This is a genomic window from Mycobacteroides sp. H001 (assembly GCF_001440005.1).
Taxonomy (GTDB): domain Bacteria; phylum Actinomycetota; class Actinomycetes; order Mycobacteriales; family Mycobacteriaceae; genus Mycobacterium; species Mycobacterium gwanakae.
In genome coordinates, this window is sequence record NZ_LJYH01000021.1 from 625,304 (window position 1) to 642,248 (window position 16,945).

At 62.7% G+C, this 16,945-nt stretch carries 15 protein-coding genes and 1 tRNA gene; 7 read left to right on the plus strand and 9 right to left on the minus strand.

Translation table 11 applies throughout. From position 1 onward, the window contains the following. The first annotated feature begins 642 nt into the window (after positions 1-642). Complete coding sequence (locus tag AOT83_RS28110; protein WP_234795683.1) at positions 643-1,617, plus strand: hypothetical protein; 975 nt, start codon at positions 643-645, stop codon at positions 1,615-1,617. Between the two features lie 130 nt (positions 1,618-1,747). Continuing rightward, positions 1,748-2,062 carry a hypothetical protein gene (locus AOT83_RS27790; RefSeq protein WP_070914459.1) on the plus strand — a complete coding sequence of 105 codons (315 nt, stop codon included), beginning with the start codon at positions 1,748-1,750 and terminating at the stop codon, positions 2,060-2,062. 50 nt (positions 2,063-2,112) lie between these two features. Here AOT83_RS27790 and AOT83_RS05120 read toward each other — a convergent pair whose 3' ends face one another. The 5 genes from AOT83_RS05120 to orn all read right to left on the minus strand — a co-directional run bounded on the left by AOT83_RS05120 (position 2,113) and on the right by orn (position 6,722). Beyond that, positions 2,113-3,630, minus strand: a complete 1,518-nt coding sequence (locus AOT83_RS05120; protein ID WP_057965005.1) for a PIN domain-containing protein — start codon at positions 3,628-3,630, stop codon at positions 2,113-2,115. A gap of 188 nt (positions 3,631-3,818) precedes the next feature. Further along, positions 3,819-4,208 (minus strand): hypothetical protein, encoded by a 390-nt coding sequence (locus tag AOT83_RS05125; protein WP_230325278.1) that lies wholly within the window; start codon positions 4,206-4,208, stop codon positions 3,819-3,821. A gap of 2 nt (positions 4,209-4,210) precedes the next feature. Further along, the gene (locus tag AOT83_RS05130; RefSeq protein ID WP_234795684.1) at positions 4,211-5,734 is read right to left on the minus strand and encodes a GNAT family N-acetyltransferase; all 1,524 of its coding nucleotides are present in this window, start codon (positions 5,732-5,734) and stop codon (positions 4,211-4,213) included. Positions 5,735-5,972: 238 nt separating this feature from the next. Next, positions 5,973-6,048: transfer RNA gene (locus AOT83_RS05135), tRNA-His, on the minus strand. Positions 6,049-6,095: 47 nt separating this feature from the next. Then, positions 6,096-6,722 (minus strand): oligoribonuclease, encoded by a 627-nt coding sequence (gene orn, locus AOT83_RS05140; protein WP_030095049.1) that lies wholly within the window; start codon positions 6,720-6,722, stop codon positions 6,096-6,098. Positions 6,723-6,849: 127 nt separating this feature from the next. Between orn and AOT83_RS05145 the strand changes: the two genes are divergently transcribed. After that, positions 6,850-8,373, plus strand: a complete 1,524-nt coding sequence (locus AOT83_RS05145; RefSeq protein WP_057965004.1) for a helicase HerA-like domain-containing protein — start codon at positions 6,850-6,852, stop codon at positions 8,371-8,373. A gap of 23 nt (positions 8,374-8,396) precedes the next feature. Here the strand turns inward: AOT83_RS05145 and AOT83_RS05150 are convergent, their stop codons facing one another. Further along, positions 8,397-9,347 (minus strand): diiron oxygenase, encoded by a 951-nt coding sequence (locus AOT83_RS05150; RefSeq protein ID WP_057965003.1) that lies wholly within the window; start codon positions 9,345-9,347, stop codon positions 8,397-8,399. Positions 9,348-9,426: 79 nt separating this feature from the next. On the opposite strand from AOT83_RS05150, the gene AOT83_RS05155 reads away from it, so the two are divergent. Then, entirely contained in the window at positions 9,427-10,152 is a 726-nt protein-coding gene (locus tag AOT83_RS05155; protein WP_057965002.1) for a TetR/AcrR family transcriptional regulator, read from the plus strand. Here the strand turns inward: AOT83_RS05155 and cmrA are convergent. Then, positions 10,131-10,934, minus strand: coding sequence for a mycolate reductase (cmrA, locus tag AOT83_RS05160; RefSeq protein WP_030095053.1), 804 nt, complete (start codon positions 10,932-10,934; stop codon positions 10,131-10,133). The two genes, AOT83_RS05155 and cmrA, sit on opposite strands and share 22 nt — an antisense overlap. A gap of 56 nt (positions 10,935-10,990) precedes the next feature. On the opposite strand from cmrA, the gene AOT83_RS05165 reads away from it, so the two are divergent. Beyond that, positions 10,991-12,364: an MFS transporter gene (locus tag AOT83_RS05165; RefSeq protein ID WP_057965171.1), complete on the plus strand. Its 1,374-nt coding sequence runs from the start codon at positions 10,991-10,993 to the stop codon at positions 12,362-12,364. Here the strand turns inward: AOT83_RS05165 and AOT83_RS05170 are convergent. Continuing rightward, a complete protein-coding gene (locus AOT83_RS05170) occupies positions 12,361-13,092 on the minus strand; it encodes an MmpS family transport accessory protein (protein WP_057965001.1) in 732 nt (243 codons plus the stop codon). The genes AOT83_RS05165 and AOT83_RS05170 overlap by 4 nt on opposite strands. A 136-nt stretch (positions 13,093-13,228) precedes the next feature. Here AOT83_RS05170 and AOT83_RS05175 point away from each other — a divergent pair, with 136 nt between their 5' ends. Continuing rightward, a complete protein-coding gene (locus tag AOT83_RS05175; RefSeq protein ID WP_057965000.1) occupies positions 13,229-14,608 on the plus strand; it encodes a cation:dicarboxylase symporter family transporter in 1,380 nt (459 codons plus the stop codon). 15 nt (positions 14,609-14,623) lie between these two features. On the opposite strand, the gene AOT83_RS05180 is transcribed toward AOT83_RS05175, so the two are convergent. Then, positions 14,624-16,459, minus strand: a complete 1,836-nt coding sequence (locus AOT83_RS05180; protein WP_057964999.1) for an APC family permease — start codon at positions 16,457-16,459, stop codon at positions 14,624-14,626. A gap of 133 nt (positions 16,460-16,592) precedes the next feature. Between AOT83_RS05180 and AOT83_RS05185 the strand changes: the two genes are divergently transcribed. Continuing rightward, the gene (locus AOT83_RS05185) at positions 16,593-16,934 is read left to right on the plus strand and encodes a DUF732 domain-containing protein (RefSeq protein WP_030095058.1); all 342 of its coding nucleotides are present in this window, start codon (positions 16,593-16,595) and stop codon (positions 16,932-16,934) included. The last annotated feature ends 11 nt before the right edge of the window (positions 16,935-16,945 follow it).

The following is a 16,945-nucleotide window of genomic DNA, read 5'->3' on the forward strand; positions in this document are numbered from 1 at the left end:
TCTGAAATCCGAGACGCCTTCAGCAGCGAGACTACTGGCACTGCCGTATCACCGTCATCGTCAGAACTAACCGCAAAGTATCGAGGCGAAATCGCGAGTATTTCAACAAAACTCAAGATGGAACTCGACAACATCGGCCACTCACTTCATGGGGATGTGGGAGCCTCAACAACACCTGCTTATGTCCGTACTGCGCCAGCATCGACAGCACCGACCATCCAGCAGGCGGCTCACCAGGAAGCGTCGGGTGAATCGCCTGCGCCCGATCCCGTCCACCTGCCTGAGATGCCTCGTGCCACGGCCACCACAACCGCCGAAACGCCTAGCACTCCCAGCACGCCACACCCGATGAACCCCACACTGGCTAGCCTGATCTCTCCGCAAGGAGCTAGCACAGCGGCCCCCTCGACTTCGACCGGCTCGGGCACACAAAGCACTTCTGGCGCGAACACTCCCACCGGCCAGCAGCAGGGACACCAACCGACCGGGCAGCACCACCAGTCCAAGTCGCTAGCCCCACCGACAATCCCATCAATCCCACTGCCTGACCTTCCGGTAGCAGCAGCGACTATCGCTACAGCGGTCACAAGCGCAGCCAACGGCCCTCTGCTCCCCACGGCACCGGCCAGCACGGCACCACAGGTGCCCGCATCCACCGGACTCACACCAGGCTCCAGTGGCACGGCACCCGTGCCGCCCGTGAGCCCCGGACTCGGCCCAATCGGCGGGCTCGGCACCCCACCTGTCGTGCAGGCTGCTCCCGCACCGCAGGGCACAACATCGACCACGGCACCAGGAGTCCAGACACCTGCCCAGCAGAGTCCACCAGCACCCGCGCGCGGCCCGCTGGTCACCGCTGAATGGCTCCAGCGGACGTACGGTCTATCCCCTCTGGACCTACCTAAGCCCGAGACGGCCTTAGTACCGGCACTATTCATCGCCAGCCTTCCCGAGGACGAGGCTCACCTGCACCGTGCATTGGTCTCGATCCGCCAAGCCTTCGAACAGGCCGACTGGGGCCAGCCCCTCGCGGTCGCCACCATTCGACGGGGACTAGAAAGCTGCACGGTGTACACCACAACAGACGCCATCTCCATCTGGCCGCAGGGCATCCTCCTGCCCACGGGAGTGATCCCGCTGGACGAGATGCCCAACAGGCCAGCCGTTTCCGAGTTGCCGGGAAGCCTCATGGTGGTCGAGAAGCTGACCAGCCTGATCCCGCGTGGCTGGACCATCGAGCACCTCTTGAGCACTGTTCCCGGTGGAGAGAACAGCCAGTCCATCGAGCAATATCAGGCACTCGTTGAAGCCGGTGAACTCTTGCCCTGCAAGGTGTCTCGCGGTCGTGATGATGTGACTGAGTCGGAGGCCGTGAGTGCATTCGCCCTGGCTGTGCTTGGCCAGAATGCCGGGGGCATCTCGGACCTCGGCACCGATTCCGCGCGGCTCCGGGCTGCGAGGTGGGTTGGCGTTCAGCCCACGGGATACCTCGATGTGCTGAGCCGCTGGTATCTCTCCGATGCCGCCGAGTCGATGGGCCGTGGCCGTTGGGATGAGGTGGTTTACGCCATCGAGAAGCACGTGTCCGTCAGGGCCGTGAAAAGTCAATCAGCATAGGAGAAGTGATGAATCCGCCAGAGCTTCGAGTCGAGGGTCTGCACCCGGATCATGTTGAGCCGTAGCAAAGGGCACTCGCGGAGGCACGTGCCCTGTTGGAGGACGCGGGACGATCTAAGAAGGAGGACTGATGTTGATTGCGACTACGGGCGACCCGGTGATTCAGATGCACCGTGGCATCGCGGAGTCCGCGCGGTCGGCGGCTGCGGGACTGCCGGTCGTTTCGGCGGTGGGTATGCGGGCGGACCATGCTGCGATTTTGGAGAGCGCGCTCGGTGAGACGCGGAGGGAGCTAGGGGAGCTGGTGCGGTTGGCAGATGTGGGCGCTGCTGGTGCTGAGGGGATCAGCCAACAGGACGTCGAGAACGCGAGTAGGTACGAAGGGTGGGACGGCCCTGAGCGTAGGAGGAACGGCACGGTGCCGCCCGAGGGGCGAGTGGTCTAGCGGATATCGGGGGTATGACTTCAGCAGGTTGGCAATATACCTATTGCCGTTCAGCGCATTTCATCGCTACGTCTTTCGGATTCGGTTCCCTCCTGGTAGGTGGGCGCATTAGTGATTGGCTTGAATGCAGGCCGATTTAATCTGCGGAGTGACTTTATCGCGGGAGACTTGTAGAGCGCGCTGATCGACTCGTACGCCGGTCTCATCTGCTTATCGAAGGTCTCTTTGAACTTCCTCACGGGGTCGTTTATCTCATCGAGCTGTGATCTGAATCCATGGACGCGCTCGAAGCTCCTCGCGATTTCGTCTTGGCGGGCTTTTAAGGAGGTGGCGATACCGCCTATTCCGAGGGCGTTTTGCACCAGTTTTGCGCGTGCTTCCTGTTGGGTATGGAGCAGGTCTGCGTAGGGCGGCGAACTAAGACTCGCTTGGATATTAGATATCGTGCGTAGCAACTCATCGGTTTGACCGAGAATGCCATGAGCACTGTATGTGGTGGTCCGGTCGTTGCGCCGAATCCATCTGTCCCGCATGGGATCGTTGGGAAGGGCTTCGATGGAATCTACTACCAGGTCAGCGATACTGCCGTCTGGCGCGATGCTGACCTGTCCTTTGACGGTGAGTGTTTTGGTGTGCTCGGTGCTGACCAGGGCAGCACCGATTAGCGAGAGGTCGGTTTCAACCTCAACGGCGAATTGTGCTGTCCAGCCTGCTTGTCCTCGTCGTGCAGCTTCGGTGAATCGCCAACCTTCCATAGGCTCTCGTGCACCGATGATTTTTGCGTTGACGACTTCAGTTGGCAACGCGGTGGTTTCTGGATGCACGTTCAGGTCAGTTATAGCGTCAACTAACTTAGATGCCAGTGTTTCCATGTGAATGCCGTTGACCTGCTTGGCGAGTTCGTCGTTGTCGATGGGAGCGAACTGCGCGGCGATATGCTGCTCCAATCGCTTGATACTAGCGACGTACCGAACCCGCTCGCGCAGCCCTTGCTCGGCGAGTTCTTCAACGAGGTCGTCGTGGAGGGGATGCTGTGGCTCGCGTTCATCTCTCCCCGCCTTGCCTGATGCGCCGAAATCGGAAGTGTTCTGGCTGACAAGCCACACGTCGGCGTCGCTTGCGTCCGCAGATATCGAAAGAACGGTCAGCCAGATGAGCGTGTCGCGGTAGCTATCCTTGGTCCCTTTGAACGGTGCACGTCCCTCGCATGCGCGGCGGGCGATGTCCATGGCGTCGATAGCGGGGAGCGATGCTATGGCGATGTCGTTATTTCGGCAATAGTCGCGCAACCAGTCCTCGTAGTCTTCGGAGTGATTGGTGATACTGCTGGTGATGGTATCGACGTGTTGCGCCACGCCGAATGTACCCAGTTTCAGCTTGTTTAGCTCATTGCCTGTGTGTCGCCAGGCCTCTCTAACTTTGTTAACAGTCTCCATGAAGACGACCTCTGGCACCATGATTTGGACATCCCAGTCGGCGGCATGCTCAATCAGCGAGATCCACTCAGGGCGTTGTAGTCGCGGTGACTCAACCAATACGTTGGTGTCCACGACGATGACGGTGCTCACCCTCGATATTGTGCCGCCAGGCGCGACATCGGATGCGTAATTCGTGTGGCCTCATCCCGTGTTGCACTCACTTGCCGCCACGCCTCTTCGCCCCATCGACACCAATGGCCGACATCTGCCTGGCGCGCCGCCTGCGGTCGCCCGCGATATGATGTCGATGTTCGTCTGGCTTGTCTGGGATGTCTCTTTCAGTTGACCGTTCTCTTACGGAGTGTTGGGGTGCCCACGTAGGCGTAGCTCTGCGGTGGCACGCCAGAGGGCAGCAAGTCGGCGATATGGGCGGGGCTACGCAGACGTACTGCCTTGCGGATGCCAATGCCCGCCCCAGTATGGCTATCGGCGTAGTACCTGTCGAAGGCGGCTCTGTCGATGCAGCCCACATCGGCGAATTTGCGCCAGAGGTCTATTGGCTTGGCGGTGTGGATGGTTCCGACTTCGAAGTAACCGATCACCCGTCTGACAGGAGCAGTGGCGTAGACCCAGACTACGGTGACATCATCGGCGAGCCGACGCTTGCGGAACTCAACTTTCTTGCGCCCGTCCATGATCGCTTCGGCAAACTGTGGATGGACGGACATGACTACATGGCGTCCAACTGCTGATGCACCCATTGGGCACCTGCCTCCTTCACTTTGGTCACGGTTTGCGGTGGAGCCTTCAGAACTCCGTGATTCTGGAGCTCTGTCAGGGTCCATTCGGGATCAACCACGCGATCTTGCCGGAAGAGGATGACAAGTACCTGGGAGCTGTGCGACGCCAGTTGCGCGATGTCGGCTGGTCCGTAGACAGTTCGTCCACCAACCAGGTTCAGCACTTCGTCCGGTGCGGATGATCTGGCGGTCTCCTCGACGACTCCAACTACGGATACGGTCTGAAAGCCTGAGCGATAGAATAGAATTGCGTCACCCGGCTGAACCTGTTTTGTCGAGGAGTTGCATAAGTACGCCTTGCGGAGTGCGTTACCCCAGGGGTGTGTCGTGCCGTCCAAGCCGGGGAGCATGAGTTGTGTTGTATCGGGTATGCACTCTGGAAACAACTGATCGTGCCAGCGCTCAACGATCGGGATTACGAACACGTTGGCTTGGTCCGATATGGCGGGTGGACCGTACGCAATGTGGAAGTCCAGCGGTGACAACGAGACGTCTTGTGGCTTATAGCGCTTTGCGAGGACGATCTCGCCGCGCGCCGACCTGCCAGCGTCGGAGTACCCGAACATTCCCATGAAGTCGATGAGCCGCTGGTGATGCTCCCAAACCTCGACGTAAGCGCTTCCGACACCGTGGTCACTGTGTGAGCGCAGAACGGCTTTGAGTAGAAGCTCTCCGTAGCGGTGCCCACCGAAGTCAGGCTCTACTTTGAACGTGGAAATCTTGGTGACGGGCTGGGGCAAGTCGTACGGACATTCGGGCGCCGGTTCATTGATCTTCATGATGGTGATGGCGGCGTAGGTTCCATCATCCTCGGTGATGATGAAGCACTCGCGGTTCGGTGAGTCTCCACGTACCTTGTCGATCCATGCGTCGAAGCCGTCGTAGTCGTTTCTGATGCTGGCGAAGATGTTCTGGTCTAGGTCGAGGGCGTAAGACTCGACTGGCGTCACCTTTGGCGGAGGCTCGACGGTGGCCGGTTCGAAAGTCTCTAGCATTGCCACCGCGTCAGCGAGAGTGAGAATGCGATCACCTAGACCCACCCTCTTAGCCCGCTTACCAAGAGGGATGTCATCAGTAACGAGGAAGTTCACGGCATTTGCTTGCAGAGCCGCCAGGATTCGCAGATCACGGTGGTTGTTGGAGTCGGCAACGACCGGGCCGAGCACGTCGAGGAGGCGTGCACTGATCGGCACTTCGGCGAGCATCTCGATTTTGTCGAGTTCGGCGATCCGCTGCGTCGCGCGTGTCTGATCCTTGCCTTCAGCAAGTTCATCCCTGGTTGCGGGATGGACGAAGACAAGGTTGCGCTGCTTCATCACCAGCCGCATGAAGGTGGCGGCTGGTCCGAGTCCAGGCTCCATATGGCCGTCGAACGGTTCGAGTGCGATGAAGGCGTTAGTGTCGAGCAGGAATCGGGTGGGCGTAGCCGCCGCCGTCTTCCTGTTCTCCACCATAGTCGGGATTATCACCCGCCACACTGGTCACACCGTATTGAGACACGCACTTGATCGTGGCAGGCGTTAGCGGCACGCCCCAGTCAACCCGCTGAGTGCTTGGACTGCCCGTTTCGTCCCGTCAGTTTTTTTATGCTCAGTTCCGCATTTTCCAGCGCATTACGCATTGGATTACGCATCGACCCCAAAATGAACATCGCCCCACCCGCGAATATGCAGGTGGGGCGATGTTCGCAGTTGGGGTGGCTGACGGGACTCGAACCCGCGACAGCCAGGATCACAACCTGGTGCTCTACCAACTGAACTACAGCCACCATTGCCGCGCGAAGCGGCGTGAAAGATCTTAACCGGTGATGGCGCCTTAGGCCGAATCGGTATCCGCAGCGTTGTCCAGGTTCGCCACGATCGCGACAAGGTCACTGGTAGACGGCCCAGGGTCGGGAACGAAGGCGGCGCGCCGGTAGTAGCGCAGCTCGCGGATCGACTCCTTGATATCGGCCAGCGCCCGGTGGGCCAGGCCCTTGTCGGGCTGGCCGAAGTAGATCCGCGGGTACCAGCGGCGGCAGAGCTCCTTGATGGAGCTGACGTCGATCATTCGGTAGTGCAGGAACTCGTCGAGCGCCGGCATATCCCGTGCGATGAATCCGCGGTCAGTGGCAATGGAGTTCCCGGCCAGGGGAGCGACCTTGGCCGAAGGCACATGCTGGCGGATGTAATCGAGTACCTGGGCCTCGGCCTCTTCCAGAGTGACCGTCGACTTGCGGACCTCATTGGTGAGCCCGGACTTGGCATGCATGTCCTTGACCACCGGAGGCATCGCGGCCAGCGCCGCATCATCGGCGTGAATGACGAGGTCAACGCCTTCGCCGAGGATGTTGAGGTCGCCGTCGGTGACCAGGGCGGCGATCTCGATCAGTTTGTCTGAGCCGAGGTCGAGCCCGGTCATCTCGCAGTCGATCCAGACCAGTTCATCGCGTGGGGCACTCACAGTCTGACCACATTAGCGGTACGTGCGATCCGTGAGTGTGACGTCAGCACGGAATTTCGCGAGCAATCCCGTGTCGACGCCACACTGAGCGATGACGGAGACGGTTGGGGGCATTAGGGTCGTGGCCATGGCCGAGCAGACCACCGCGGGATCCACGCCCGCACAGCAGATCGCCGCCGGATACGCCACCACAGGTCAGGCACTTGAACTGGGGTCGGTCGTGGTCGACGGCACCGTCGATCCTGCGGCGCGTATCCGCATTCCGTTGGCGACCCTCAACCGGCACGGCCTCATCGCCGGCGCGACCGGTACCGGTAAGACCAAGACCCTTCAGGTGATCGCCGAGCAGCTCAGCGCCGCGGGGGTGCCGGTGGTCATGGCCGACGTCAAGGGCGACCTGTCCGGCATCTCCAAGCCCGGCGAGGCCAGCGACAAGACGGCGGCACGTGCCAAGGACACCGGCGACGATTGGGTGGCCTCGGGCTTCCCGGCGGAGTTCGTCTCCCTCGGTACCACCGGGATCGGTGTGCCCATCCGCGCCACCATCCGCAGCTTTGGGCCGATTTTGTTGTCAAAGGTGCTGGGGCTCAACGCCACCCAGGAATCCACGCTGGGGCTGATCTTCCACTGGGCAGACCAACAGCAGCTACCACTGCAGGATCTGAAGGATCTGCGCGCGGTCATCACGTACCTGACCAGCGATGAGGGCAAGGCGGACCTGAAGAACCTCGGTGGCGTGTCGGCGGCGACGGCGGGCGTGATCCTGCGAGCGCTGATCAACCTGGAGGCAGACGGCGGCGATACGTTCTTCGGCGAACCCGAAATCGATCCGAACGATCTGATGCGTACATCCGGAGACAAGGGCGTCATCACGCTTGTCGAGCTGGGGGCGCAGGCTGCGCGGCCGGTTCTGTTCTCCACTTTCCTGATGTGGATTCTGGCCAACCTGTTCACGAAGCTGCCCGAGGTCGGCGACGTTGACAAGCCGAAGCTCGTGTTCATCTTCGACGAGGCGCACCTGCTGTTCGCCGACGCGTCGAAGGCGTTCCTGGAGCAGGTGGAGCAGACCGTCAAGCTCATCCGGTCCAAGGGTGTTGGCGTCTTCTTCTGCACCCAGCTGCCCACCGATGTGCCCAACAACGTGCTCTCGCAGTTGGGTGCGCGCATTCAGCACGCGCTGCGTGCCTTCACGCCCGAGGACCAGCAGGCCCTTACCAAGACCGTCAAGACCTATCCCAAGACTGACGTGTACGACATGGGCGCGGCGCTGACCTCGTTGGGCATCGGCGAGGCCATCGTCACGGTGCTCTCCGAGAGAGGCGCGCCGACGCCGGTGGCGTGGACCCGGATGCGCGCGCCGCGTTCGTTGATGGCCGCCATCGGTGACGACGCCATCAAGGCGGCCGCCGCGTCCAGCCCCCTGCAATCCAAGTACGGCCAGACGGTCGATTCGCGATCCGCCTTCGAGGTTCTCGCCGAGAAGGCGGCCCAGGCAGCGCAGGACGCACCCATCGAGGCTCCCGCGAAGAAGGGCGCTAAGCCGGCACCTGAGAAGCCCAGCTGGTGGCGGCGCCTACTCAGCAACAGGAGCTTTCAGAGCTTCCTCAGCGCGCTGGGCAAGCAGCTCATCCGCAATATGGGCAAGAAGTAAGGGCTGTCGAGTCGATCGTCGATCTAGCCGTCCGCTGTCCGTTTCGACTGTGGCACAAAGCCTTCGGGCAGCATCCGGGAGCGCTGCCAGAGGAACTGCACCAGACGGCCCTCCAGCATGTTGGCCTCATCCATGACGCGGACAAGGCGCTCGCCGAAGAACCGTAGATTTGCGTGATAGTGCGGATTGCGTAGCGCGGCCCACGTTGCCTTGAGAGGCGGAAGCCCGGCGTCGCGGTACACGGCCGGTTGCACCATGACCAGTGGGATTACCGATGCCCCGGCGGCGACGATTACGCGCTCGACAGCCATTCGGGCTCGGCCCGTTCGTGTGACCGCGCGGTTCAGCGCCGTGCGGGCGTAGCTGATGTGACGAGCCTCTTCGATGACGTGAATCTTGGCGATCGCACGGGTGCGGGGCTGCAGCGTCTCGTCATTCATGGTCTGGCGCTGCAATCGGTCCAGTATCTCCTCGACCATGAGCATCATCGAGAAGATCGTCGCGGACAACGGTGCGAGCGCGGTGATGCCCACCAATGCCCGGGCGATCTTGGGTGGGTTATAGCTGCGGTCGCTCAACGTGTTGATCTGGCGGCCGAACATCACCGAGTGGCGACACTCGTCAGCGACTTCGGTCAGAGCGTATTGCGCTGTGGCGCTGCGGGGATCGCTGACCGAGGCCAGTTTGAGCATGGGGTGCATCAAGGCGCTCTCGGCAAGAATGCCCCAACTGGCCAGGGCCGATGCTTCCAGGCGCCCGAGTGTGATCTTCTCGTCCTCGGTCATCCGCTCGAACATTTTCGTGCCGAACAGCGAGATGTACTTGTCGGGCACGTAGCGCAGGCCCGGCACGTCGGGGGCGTCCCAATCGACATCCACTTCCGGGTTGTAGGAACGCTCGACCGATGAGCGCAGGAGCCGCACCGCCGTGCGTTCGATGGGTGAGTCGTCGTGATCGATGGGCGTTTGCGACATGACATGCCTCCCGCTGCTCAGTCCGCCATTCCGTAGCTAGTACCGAAAAGTACCGGGTACTTCGCGTATCGTCAATGGCATGGCGGATGGCGGTGATGCGCGGCGCGACCGGTGGGCTCAGCACAAGGTCCGGGTGCGCCGAAAATTTGTCTCGGCGGCGGTGGTGGCAATCGAGAGAAATGGCCCGTCGGCCACGGTCGAGGACGTCGTCCGCGCGGCACACTCCGCTAAACCCAAGCTGTACAGGCATTTCGAAGACCGCAACGACCTTTTCGACTCGGTGGCGCAGGCCATGGTGGGCGCCATCCGGCGGCGACTGACCTCGGCCGTCGACATCGCCATCCCGCCGCGAGAATCCGCGCAGCGCGCCGCATCCCGCTTCATCGAGCTGGTGCGGCGGTATCCGCAGTCGACCCGATTCCTTTTCGAACATCAGATGGTGAGTGTGCGCGGAAAGTCCGCCCCGGCGCTTCGGCACGATGGGGCCATCGCCGAACTGGCCGCGGCGATGTCATCGTTCCTCGAGCGGGTCAACGTGCATCCCGCCGGTGTCGATCAGCTGGCCGCCGCATTGATCGGCACGGCGGCGACGACGGCGATATGGCAAGCAGCGCAGGGTGCCACGTCCGAGGAGGCTGTGGGCCAGCGACTTGCCGAGACGTTGTGGGCCTCGGTCGACGTCTTCCTGCGGTCCAAGGGCGTCATCGTCGACCCCGACCACGTGCTCGATCAGGGCCGAGTCGAGACCGCCGGCGCTACGCTACGTGACTTGCGGGGCGAGGGTCAGTCGCCGAGCTTCTTATAGAAGCTGCCCACGATCGGGGCCACTATGGCGCGCGGTGCGTACCCCGCGGCTACCGACATTGCCTTAGAAGTGATGCCGGGCACGACGCGCATCTTGTTGCGTTCCAATGCATTCAATGACACGCGAGCGGTGTACTCCCCGTTGATCCACAGGAAGTCCGGGACCACCTTATCGACAATCGAGGCTTCGGCAGGGTCGGGTTCGACGGTGCGCACCGGTCCCGGTGCCAGCAGCGTGACATGCACCCCGGTGCCCTTGAGTTCGCCGCGCAGCGACTCGGAGAAGGTGTTCGCGAATGCCTTGGTGGCGGCGTAGGTGGCATTGTTGGGAATCGGAGAGTTCCCGGCCGCCGATCCCGAGATGAGGATGCCGCCGGCCCCACGCTCAAGCATGCCCGGCAGCACCGCCAGCGTAAGGTCATGCACCGCAACGGCGTTGAGCTGTACCTGCTTGCGTTCGCCCTCGGGATCCAGGCCGCGGATGGGCCCGAACGTTGCGGTCCCCGCGTTGTTGCACAGGATCGAGATGTTGCGCTCGGACAACTCGGTGCAGAGGGCGCCGCGCGCACCGGGGTCAGCGAGGTCCACTGCGCGCACCTCGACGATCACCCCTGTCTTCTCGGTGAGGGTGTTGGCCAGGTCATTGAGGATCTCGCCACGGCGGGCGGTGATGATGAGGCTGTGTCCGCGGGCGGCAAGCTCTTCGGCGAGCGCCGCTCCGATCCCCTGAGAGGCTCCGGTGACAACGGCGCGGGCATCGGGACTTGGTGCGGGTATCGGCATGGGGCAATCGTAAAGGTTGCCCACTGTGGGCCAAGCTACGCTTGTCGTTAATGAGCATGCCTGGCGTCGAGGAGCCTGTGGAGCGTCAAGACCCAGGACCGAACCGACAATCGGACACCCCCACCTCACGTGGCCGGATAGCTGCCTGGGCGGCGTTTGACTGGGGGTCTGCGGCCTTCAACACCGTCATCGTGATGTTCATCTTCACGCCGTATCTGACGGGCCGAGTCGGCGCCGGGATGCCCGATGGTGTCCCCCAGGGACTCCTCGGCTGGATGATGGGCCTGGGCGGTGTCCTTGTTTTCCTGCTCGCTCCGGTGATCGGGGTATGGGCCGACACGCCACAGCGGCGCCGTATCGCGCTGGGCACACTCACCACATTGGTGGTGCTGGTCGCCACGGCGATGAGCCTGGTGCGTGAGGACAACCGCTACCTCTGGCTGGGTCTCGGGTTATATTGCGCGGGTTCGGTTTTCAACGAACTCGCGCAGGTTCCCTACAACGCGACGCTGCACGGACTCACCACATCGGCCAACGCCTCGCGGGTATCCGGGCTCGGCCTGGCGGCCGCCTACATCGGCGGCGTAGTCGTTCTGCTGATCTGCTATCTGGGCTTCATCTCGGGGGACGGACCGACTCGCGGCTTCTTCCACATACCCGCTGCCGACGGATACGACGTGCGGGTCTCCGCGTTGTTGGCGGCGGCGTGGTTCGCGGTGTTCGCGCTGCCGCTGGTGCTCAGCCGACCGGTGACCGATCCGGAGGACCCGCCACCCACCTCGCCCGGGTTTTTCGGGGTGTACCGGGAATTGTGGCGTGACCTTGTCGAGCAGTGGCACATGGATCGGCGCATCATCTACTTCCTGGGGGCAAGCGCGATCTTCCGCGACGGGATGGTCGCAATGTTCGCGCTGACCCCCGTCATCGCCAACGGGGTCTTCCACTTATCCGGGGCCGACATCACGTTGTTCGGCGTGGCCGGGAATGTGATGGCCGCGGCCGGTGCGATTGTCGGCGGTTTGATCGACACTCGTTTGGGGTCCAAGGGGATCATCGTCGGCTCCTTGGTCGCGATCGTCACCCTCGGCATCGTGATGATGTGCCTGTCCGGTGAGCCCTCGTTCTGGATCTGTGGGCTCGCGATCGCCGCGTTCGTCGGCCCGCCCCAGTCGGCGGCCCGAACGCTGGTGCTACGCATGGCGCCGGCGGGCCGGGAGGCGTTCGTCTTCGGCCTCTACACCATGACCGGGCGGGCGGTCTCTTTCGTCGGTCCGTGGCTTTTCGCCGTCTTTGCGCTGCTGTTCCACGCCACCCGTGCGGGAATCGCCGGCCCGGTGCTGATGATCGCGCTGGGAATGGTGGCGGTGATGTTGGTGAAGGTTCCCCGGTACCACCCGGTGACCGGCGAAAACATCAGCGGCGCAAGCTAGCCCATACCGCTACAGGTCGCCATCTTTCCCGAGGTGGTGCTCTTCTGCGCTCCGTTGACGAGCAGGGTGCAGGAGACGTCGTGCGAGAAATCGGCGGCGATCACGACGGCGTTCGTCAACTGTTCGGAGTTGAGCTTGACTTCCTTGCGCCACGGCAGCTTGACGTTGAACTCCATCTGCAGGGAGCCGCTGGCGTCGAAGTATGTGATGTTGAGGGCGGGGCCGCGTCCGGACACCTCATAGACGACAGCCTCGGTGGCCGCCTGACTTCCCTGTGTCGGAGGATTCACCGGAATTGGGGGAATGGTGAAACTCGGTATCGGCGGGAGGCTCGGCACGCTGGGCGCGGTGGTCGTCGAGGTTCGGGTGGAGGGAGTGGCGATAACTGTGGGGGGCTGCTCATCCTGGCGCTGGATCAGAACGACGAGCGTGGCGATGAGCGCGATGATGACGACCAGCGCCCCGATGCCGACGACCCACAGCCAGAAGGTGTTCGATCGGCGCGGGGGCGGGGGATCCTGTGGGGGAGGACCGTAAGACCCGTATTGCTGCGGCAGCACAGCCGTTTGGTTGGGCTGGGCAGTGCTGGAGAGCGCGGGATACTCGAACGCCTGCGAGGCGTAGGCCGGGTCATCGGGGTAATCCAACGGTTGGCTGGACTGCGACCACGACCCGTATGACGTGGAGCCGCCCTGGGCGGCCGCATCGTCGCGGCGGTTGCTGTCCATGGCCGCCAGGGTACCCGCCAACCTATCGATGCAGGTGAAAGCCCGTCGGCCGTGTTTCCGGCAGTTCATCGCCGCACGTGGGTCAATGGGCGGGGCCGTGCTGTGATCCCGGTCACGGTACGGCACGATAGGGGCCATGACAGTGACCGAATCCACGGCCTCCGAGAGCACCCCGCCCAAGAAACGCAAGGACCGCACCCATTGGCTCTATATCGCGGTCATCGTCGCGGTGGTGCTGGGCGTCGTGGTCGGCATGCTGTGGCCGGGGTTCGGCAAGTCGGTGGGGGTGCTTGGCGAGATCTTCGTCAGCCTCATCAAGATGATGATCAGCCCGGTGATCTTCTGCACGATCGTGTTGGGCATCGGATCGGTGCGCAAGGCCGCCAGTGTCGGCCGCGTCGGCGGGCTGGCGTTCGTGTACTTCCTGGCGATGTCGACCGTCGCGCTGGCGATCGGTCTGGTTGTTGGCAACCTGCTCGCGCCGGGCACCGGGTTGCATTTGTCCGGGGCGAATCAGGGGGCGGGTGCCAAGTACGCCGACCAGGCGCATGCCGCCGGTGGCACCTGGCATTTCATCAAATCGATTGTGCCGGAGACGATGTTCTCGGCGCTGACCTCAGGCAGCGTGCTGCAAACGCTGTTTATCGCGCTGCTGGTCGGTTTCGCGGTGCAAGCTCTGGGATCCACCGGTGAGTCGATCGTGCGCGGTGTCGGGATGCTTCAGAAGCTGGTGTTCAAGGTCCTCATCATGGTGCTCTGGCTGGCGCCCATCGGCGCCTTCGGTGCCATCGCCAATGTGGTCGGCCAGACCGGCTGGAACGCCGTGAAGGAGCTGGGCGCACTGATGCTCGGCTTCTACACCACGTGTGTGATCTTCATCTTTGGTGTGCTGGGCGCGCTGCTGTGGGCGGTGGCCCGGGTGTCGATCTTCAAGCTGGTGCGCTATCTGGCGCGTGAGTATCTGCTGATCGTCTCGACGTCTTCCTCCGAATCGGCGCTGCCGCGACTGATCGCGAAGATGACGCACCTCGGCGTCGAGAAGTCGACGGTGGGAATCGTTGTCCCAACCGGCTACTCGTTCAACCTGGATGGAACGGCGATTTATCTGACGATGGCCTCACTGTTCGTCGCCGACGCGATGGGCAAGCCGTTGTCGATCGGTGAGCAGATCTCGCTGCTGGCGTTCATGATCATCGCTTCCAAGGGCGCGGCCGGGGTGACCGGTGCCGGCATGGCCACGCTGGCGGGTGGATTGCAGAGCCATCGGCCCGACTTGATCGACGGGGTCGGGATGATTGTCGGCATTGACCGGTTCATGTCGGAGGCGCGGGCACTGACCAACTTCTCCGGTAATGCGGTGGCCACGTTGCTCATCGGAACCTGGACCAAGACAACGGATCGTGAGCGGATCAAGACGGTGCTCTCCGGTGCCGATCCGTTCGACGAAACCACCATGCTCGACGATCACACAGACGACGCCGTCGCCGAGAAGGTGCCCGCGCAGGCGGCCAACTGACGGCGGTGTGTGCCGTCAGTTCATGCGGTATGGATAGTTCGCGACAATCGCGTCGGTGCGATCAATGAGATTGGCCGTCAGCACAATTCCGGTCTGATTGTGCAGGATCTGGTGCCAGCGGCGCTTGGTCTTGATCTCGGTGATGAGCACGGTCACCTGGCGGCCGTCGGACTGACGCTTCTTGACGTACTCCACCAGTGGTGTCACCAGCGATCGGTGCGCGGTCGGCAGCACCACGAGCTCAAGCCCAGGGTTCCATTGATCCCAGCGTTTGGTCATGGCGTGCGCCTTCTGATCCGTGCGGCTGATGGTGACCGGAACCACCTCGCCACCGAGGTGCAATGCCGCCTCGAGTAACTGAACCGTTCGTTTGTTGATGTCGTCGATCGGCACGATCACCAGGGGTGTTTGATCGGGGGGATTGGGTGTCAGCGTGGGCAATTCATCGAGCTCCAGTTCGCGTTTGACGCCCTGGTAGTAGTTTTCGGTGCGCCCGAAAAGCAGAATCAGCAGGGGAATGACGATGACCAGCAGCCACGCGCCCTCGGTGAACTTGCTGCTGAAGAACACGACCATGGCGATGGCCGACAGGGCCGCGCCGAACCCGTTCAGTGCAGCCTTCCAGTGCCAGCCCGGGGTGCGCGCACAAAACCAGTGTTTGACCAAACCGGCTTGGCTGATGGTGAATCCGATGAACACACCGATCGCGAACAGGGGCAGCAGCCGGTGGGTGTCGGCGCCGCTGGCGATGAGGATCACCGCCGCGAAGGCGGCCAGTGCCGCCACTCCGTATCGGTAGACCGGCTTCTCGGCTCGCAACGCGAAGAGATGGGGCATCCGATCGTCTTTGGCGAGCAGGCTCATCAACACCGGCAACCCGCCGAAGCTGGTGTTGGCGGCGAACCCGAGGATCAGTGCGACGGTCACATTGGTGATGTAGAAGGGGATTCCGGTGCCGAAGGCCGCAGCGGAAAGCTGCGCCAGAATGGTGACGTCGCCGCGGGGGACCACATGGTGTGCCTTGATGAGGATGCTCAGTCCGATCAACATGACGCCCAAGAGAATTCCCAACGCGACCTCGGTGTGCTGGGCCCGTTTGATGGCGGGTGTCTTGAACGCCGGGACGCCGTTCGCGATGGCCTCGACACCCGTCAGCGACGAACATCCGGCCGCGAATGCCTTGAGAACCAGGATGATTCCGAGCGCGCTGACCGGTTCGATGGGCCCGAGGTCCTTGCCGATGACGGCCACGGGGGTGGGATGCGACAACCCAAAGACGATGACCGCGAGGATGCACACGATGAAGACGAAGGTCGGCAGCATGAGCACCTTGGCCGACTCGCTGATGCCGATGAGATTGAGGACGGTCAGGATGGCCAGTCCGATGAGCGTGATGGACAGCAGATGCGGGGCGAGGGCGGGAAAGGCGCTCGCCAGGCTCGCCGCCCCGGCAGCCAGGCTCACCGCGACAGTCAGCACATAGTCGACGACGAGGCTCGCGGCCGCCAGCAGGCTCGCGCCCCGGCCGAGGTCTTTCTTGGCCACGGCGTAGGAGCCGCCACCTTCGGGGTGTACCGCGATCACCTGGCGGTAGGAGAACACCAACACGATGAGCAGCACCGAGATCGCGATGGCCACCGGCAAGGTGAAGGCGACGGCGCCGACCCCGCCCGCGATCAGGGCCAGGACGATGGCCTCCGGGCCGTAGGCCACCGAGGACAGCGCGTCCAGGGACAGCGCGGCGAGGCCGCCGACTGCAGTCAGTTTGTGTGCGTCATCCTTCAGGACGCGGCGTAGCCGCGGGTCGGCGACGCGCGGCGGTACGGGCTGGGTCGGGGGCGCAGAAACCACCGGGGGAGAGTAGACCCGGAGGTGGCGCTTTTCGTGGGTCTTTACGCGATCTTGAGGCCCGGATAGTGGTGTCAATCACGATGACATCGTCGAACCTATGTCCCATGAGGTCAACGGATGTAGACTCACCGGCATGAAGGGACTCAGTCTTACTGCGATGATCGCGATGGGTGCGGGTGCTGCCGCGATCGCCATGGCCTCCCCGGCGCATGCCGATGACGTCAGCTTCAACGAGACACTGCACTCCTACGGCATCTACGCGCCGCCGGACAAGACTGCATACCTCGGCAAGATCGCCTGCCACCGTCTGGACACCGGTCTGGACAAGGACGCCTACCAGGCCACCAGCTTCCTGACCAAGAACCTGGACCGCAACACCTCCACCGAGCAGAAGTGGCAGTTCCTGGGCGCTTCGATCGATGAGTACTGCCCCGAGCAGCGTCCGGTTCTCGAGCGCGCAGCCAGCCGTACCTAAGCCGGTTCGCT

Bases quoted from the DNA above. Each gene is read 5' to 3' on its own strand.
- AOT83_RS05165 (WP_057965171.1), top strand. From the start codon at position 10,991: ATGCCTGGCGTCGAGGAGCCTGTGGAGCGTCAAGACCCAGGACCGAAC.
- AOT83_RS27790 (WP_070914459.1), top strand. From the start codon at position 1,748: ATGTTGATTGCGACTACGGGCGACCCGGTGATTCAGATGCACCGTGGC.
- AOT83_RS05125 (WP_230325278.1), bottom strand. From the start codon at position 4,208: ATGTCCGTCCATCCACAGTTTGCCGAAGCGATCATGGACGGGCGCAAG.
- cmrA (WP_030095053.1), bottom strand. From the start codon at position 10,934: ATGCCGATACCCGCACCAAGTCCCGATGCCCGCGCCGTTGTCACCGGA.
- AOT83_RS05155 (WP_057965002.1), top strand. From the start codon at position 9,427: ATGGCGGATGGCGGTGATGCGCGGCGCGACCGGTGGGCTCAGCACAAG.
- AOT83_RS05170 (WP_057965001.1), bottom strand. From the start codon at position 13,092: ATGGACAGCAACCGCCGCGACGATGCGGCCGCCCAGGGCGGCTCCACG.
- AOT83_RS05145 (WP_057965004.1), top strand. From the start codon at position 6,850: ATGGCCGAGCAGACCACCGCGGGATCCACGCCCGCACAGCAGATCGCC.
- AOT83_RS05175 (WP_057965000.1), top strand. From the start codon at position 13,229: ATGACAGTGACCGAATCCACGGCCTCCGAGAGCACCCCGCCCAAGAAA.
- AOT83_RS05130 (WP_234795684.1), bottom strand. From the start codon at position 5,734: ATGGTGGAGAACAGGAAGACGGCGGCGGCTACGCCCACCCGATTCCTG.
- AOT83_RS05150 (WP_057965003.1), bottom strand. From the start codon at position 9,347: ATGTCGCAAACGCCCATCGATCACGACGACTCACCCATCGAACGCACG.
- AOT83_RS05185 (WP_030095058.1), top strand. From the start codon at position 16,593: ATGAAGGGACTCAGTCTTACTGCGATGATCGCGATGGGTGCGGGTGCT.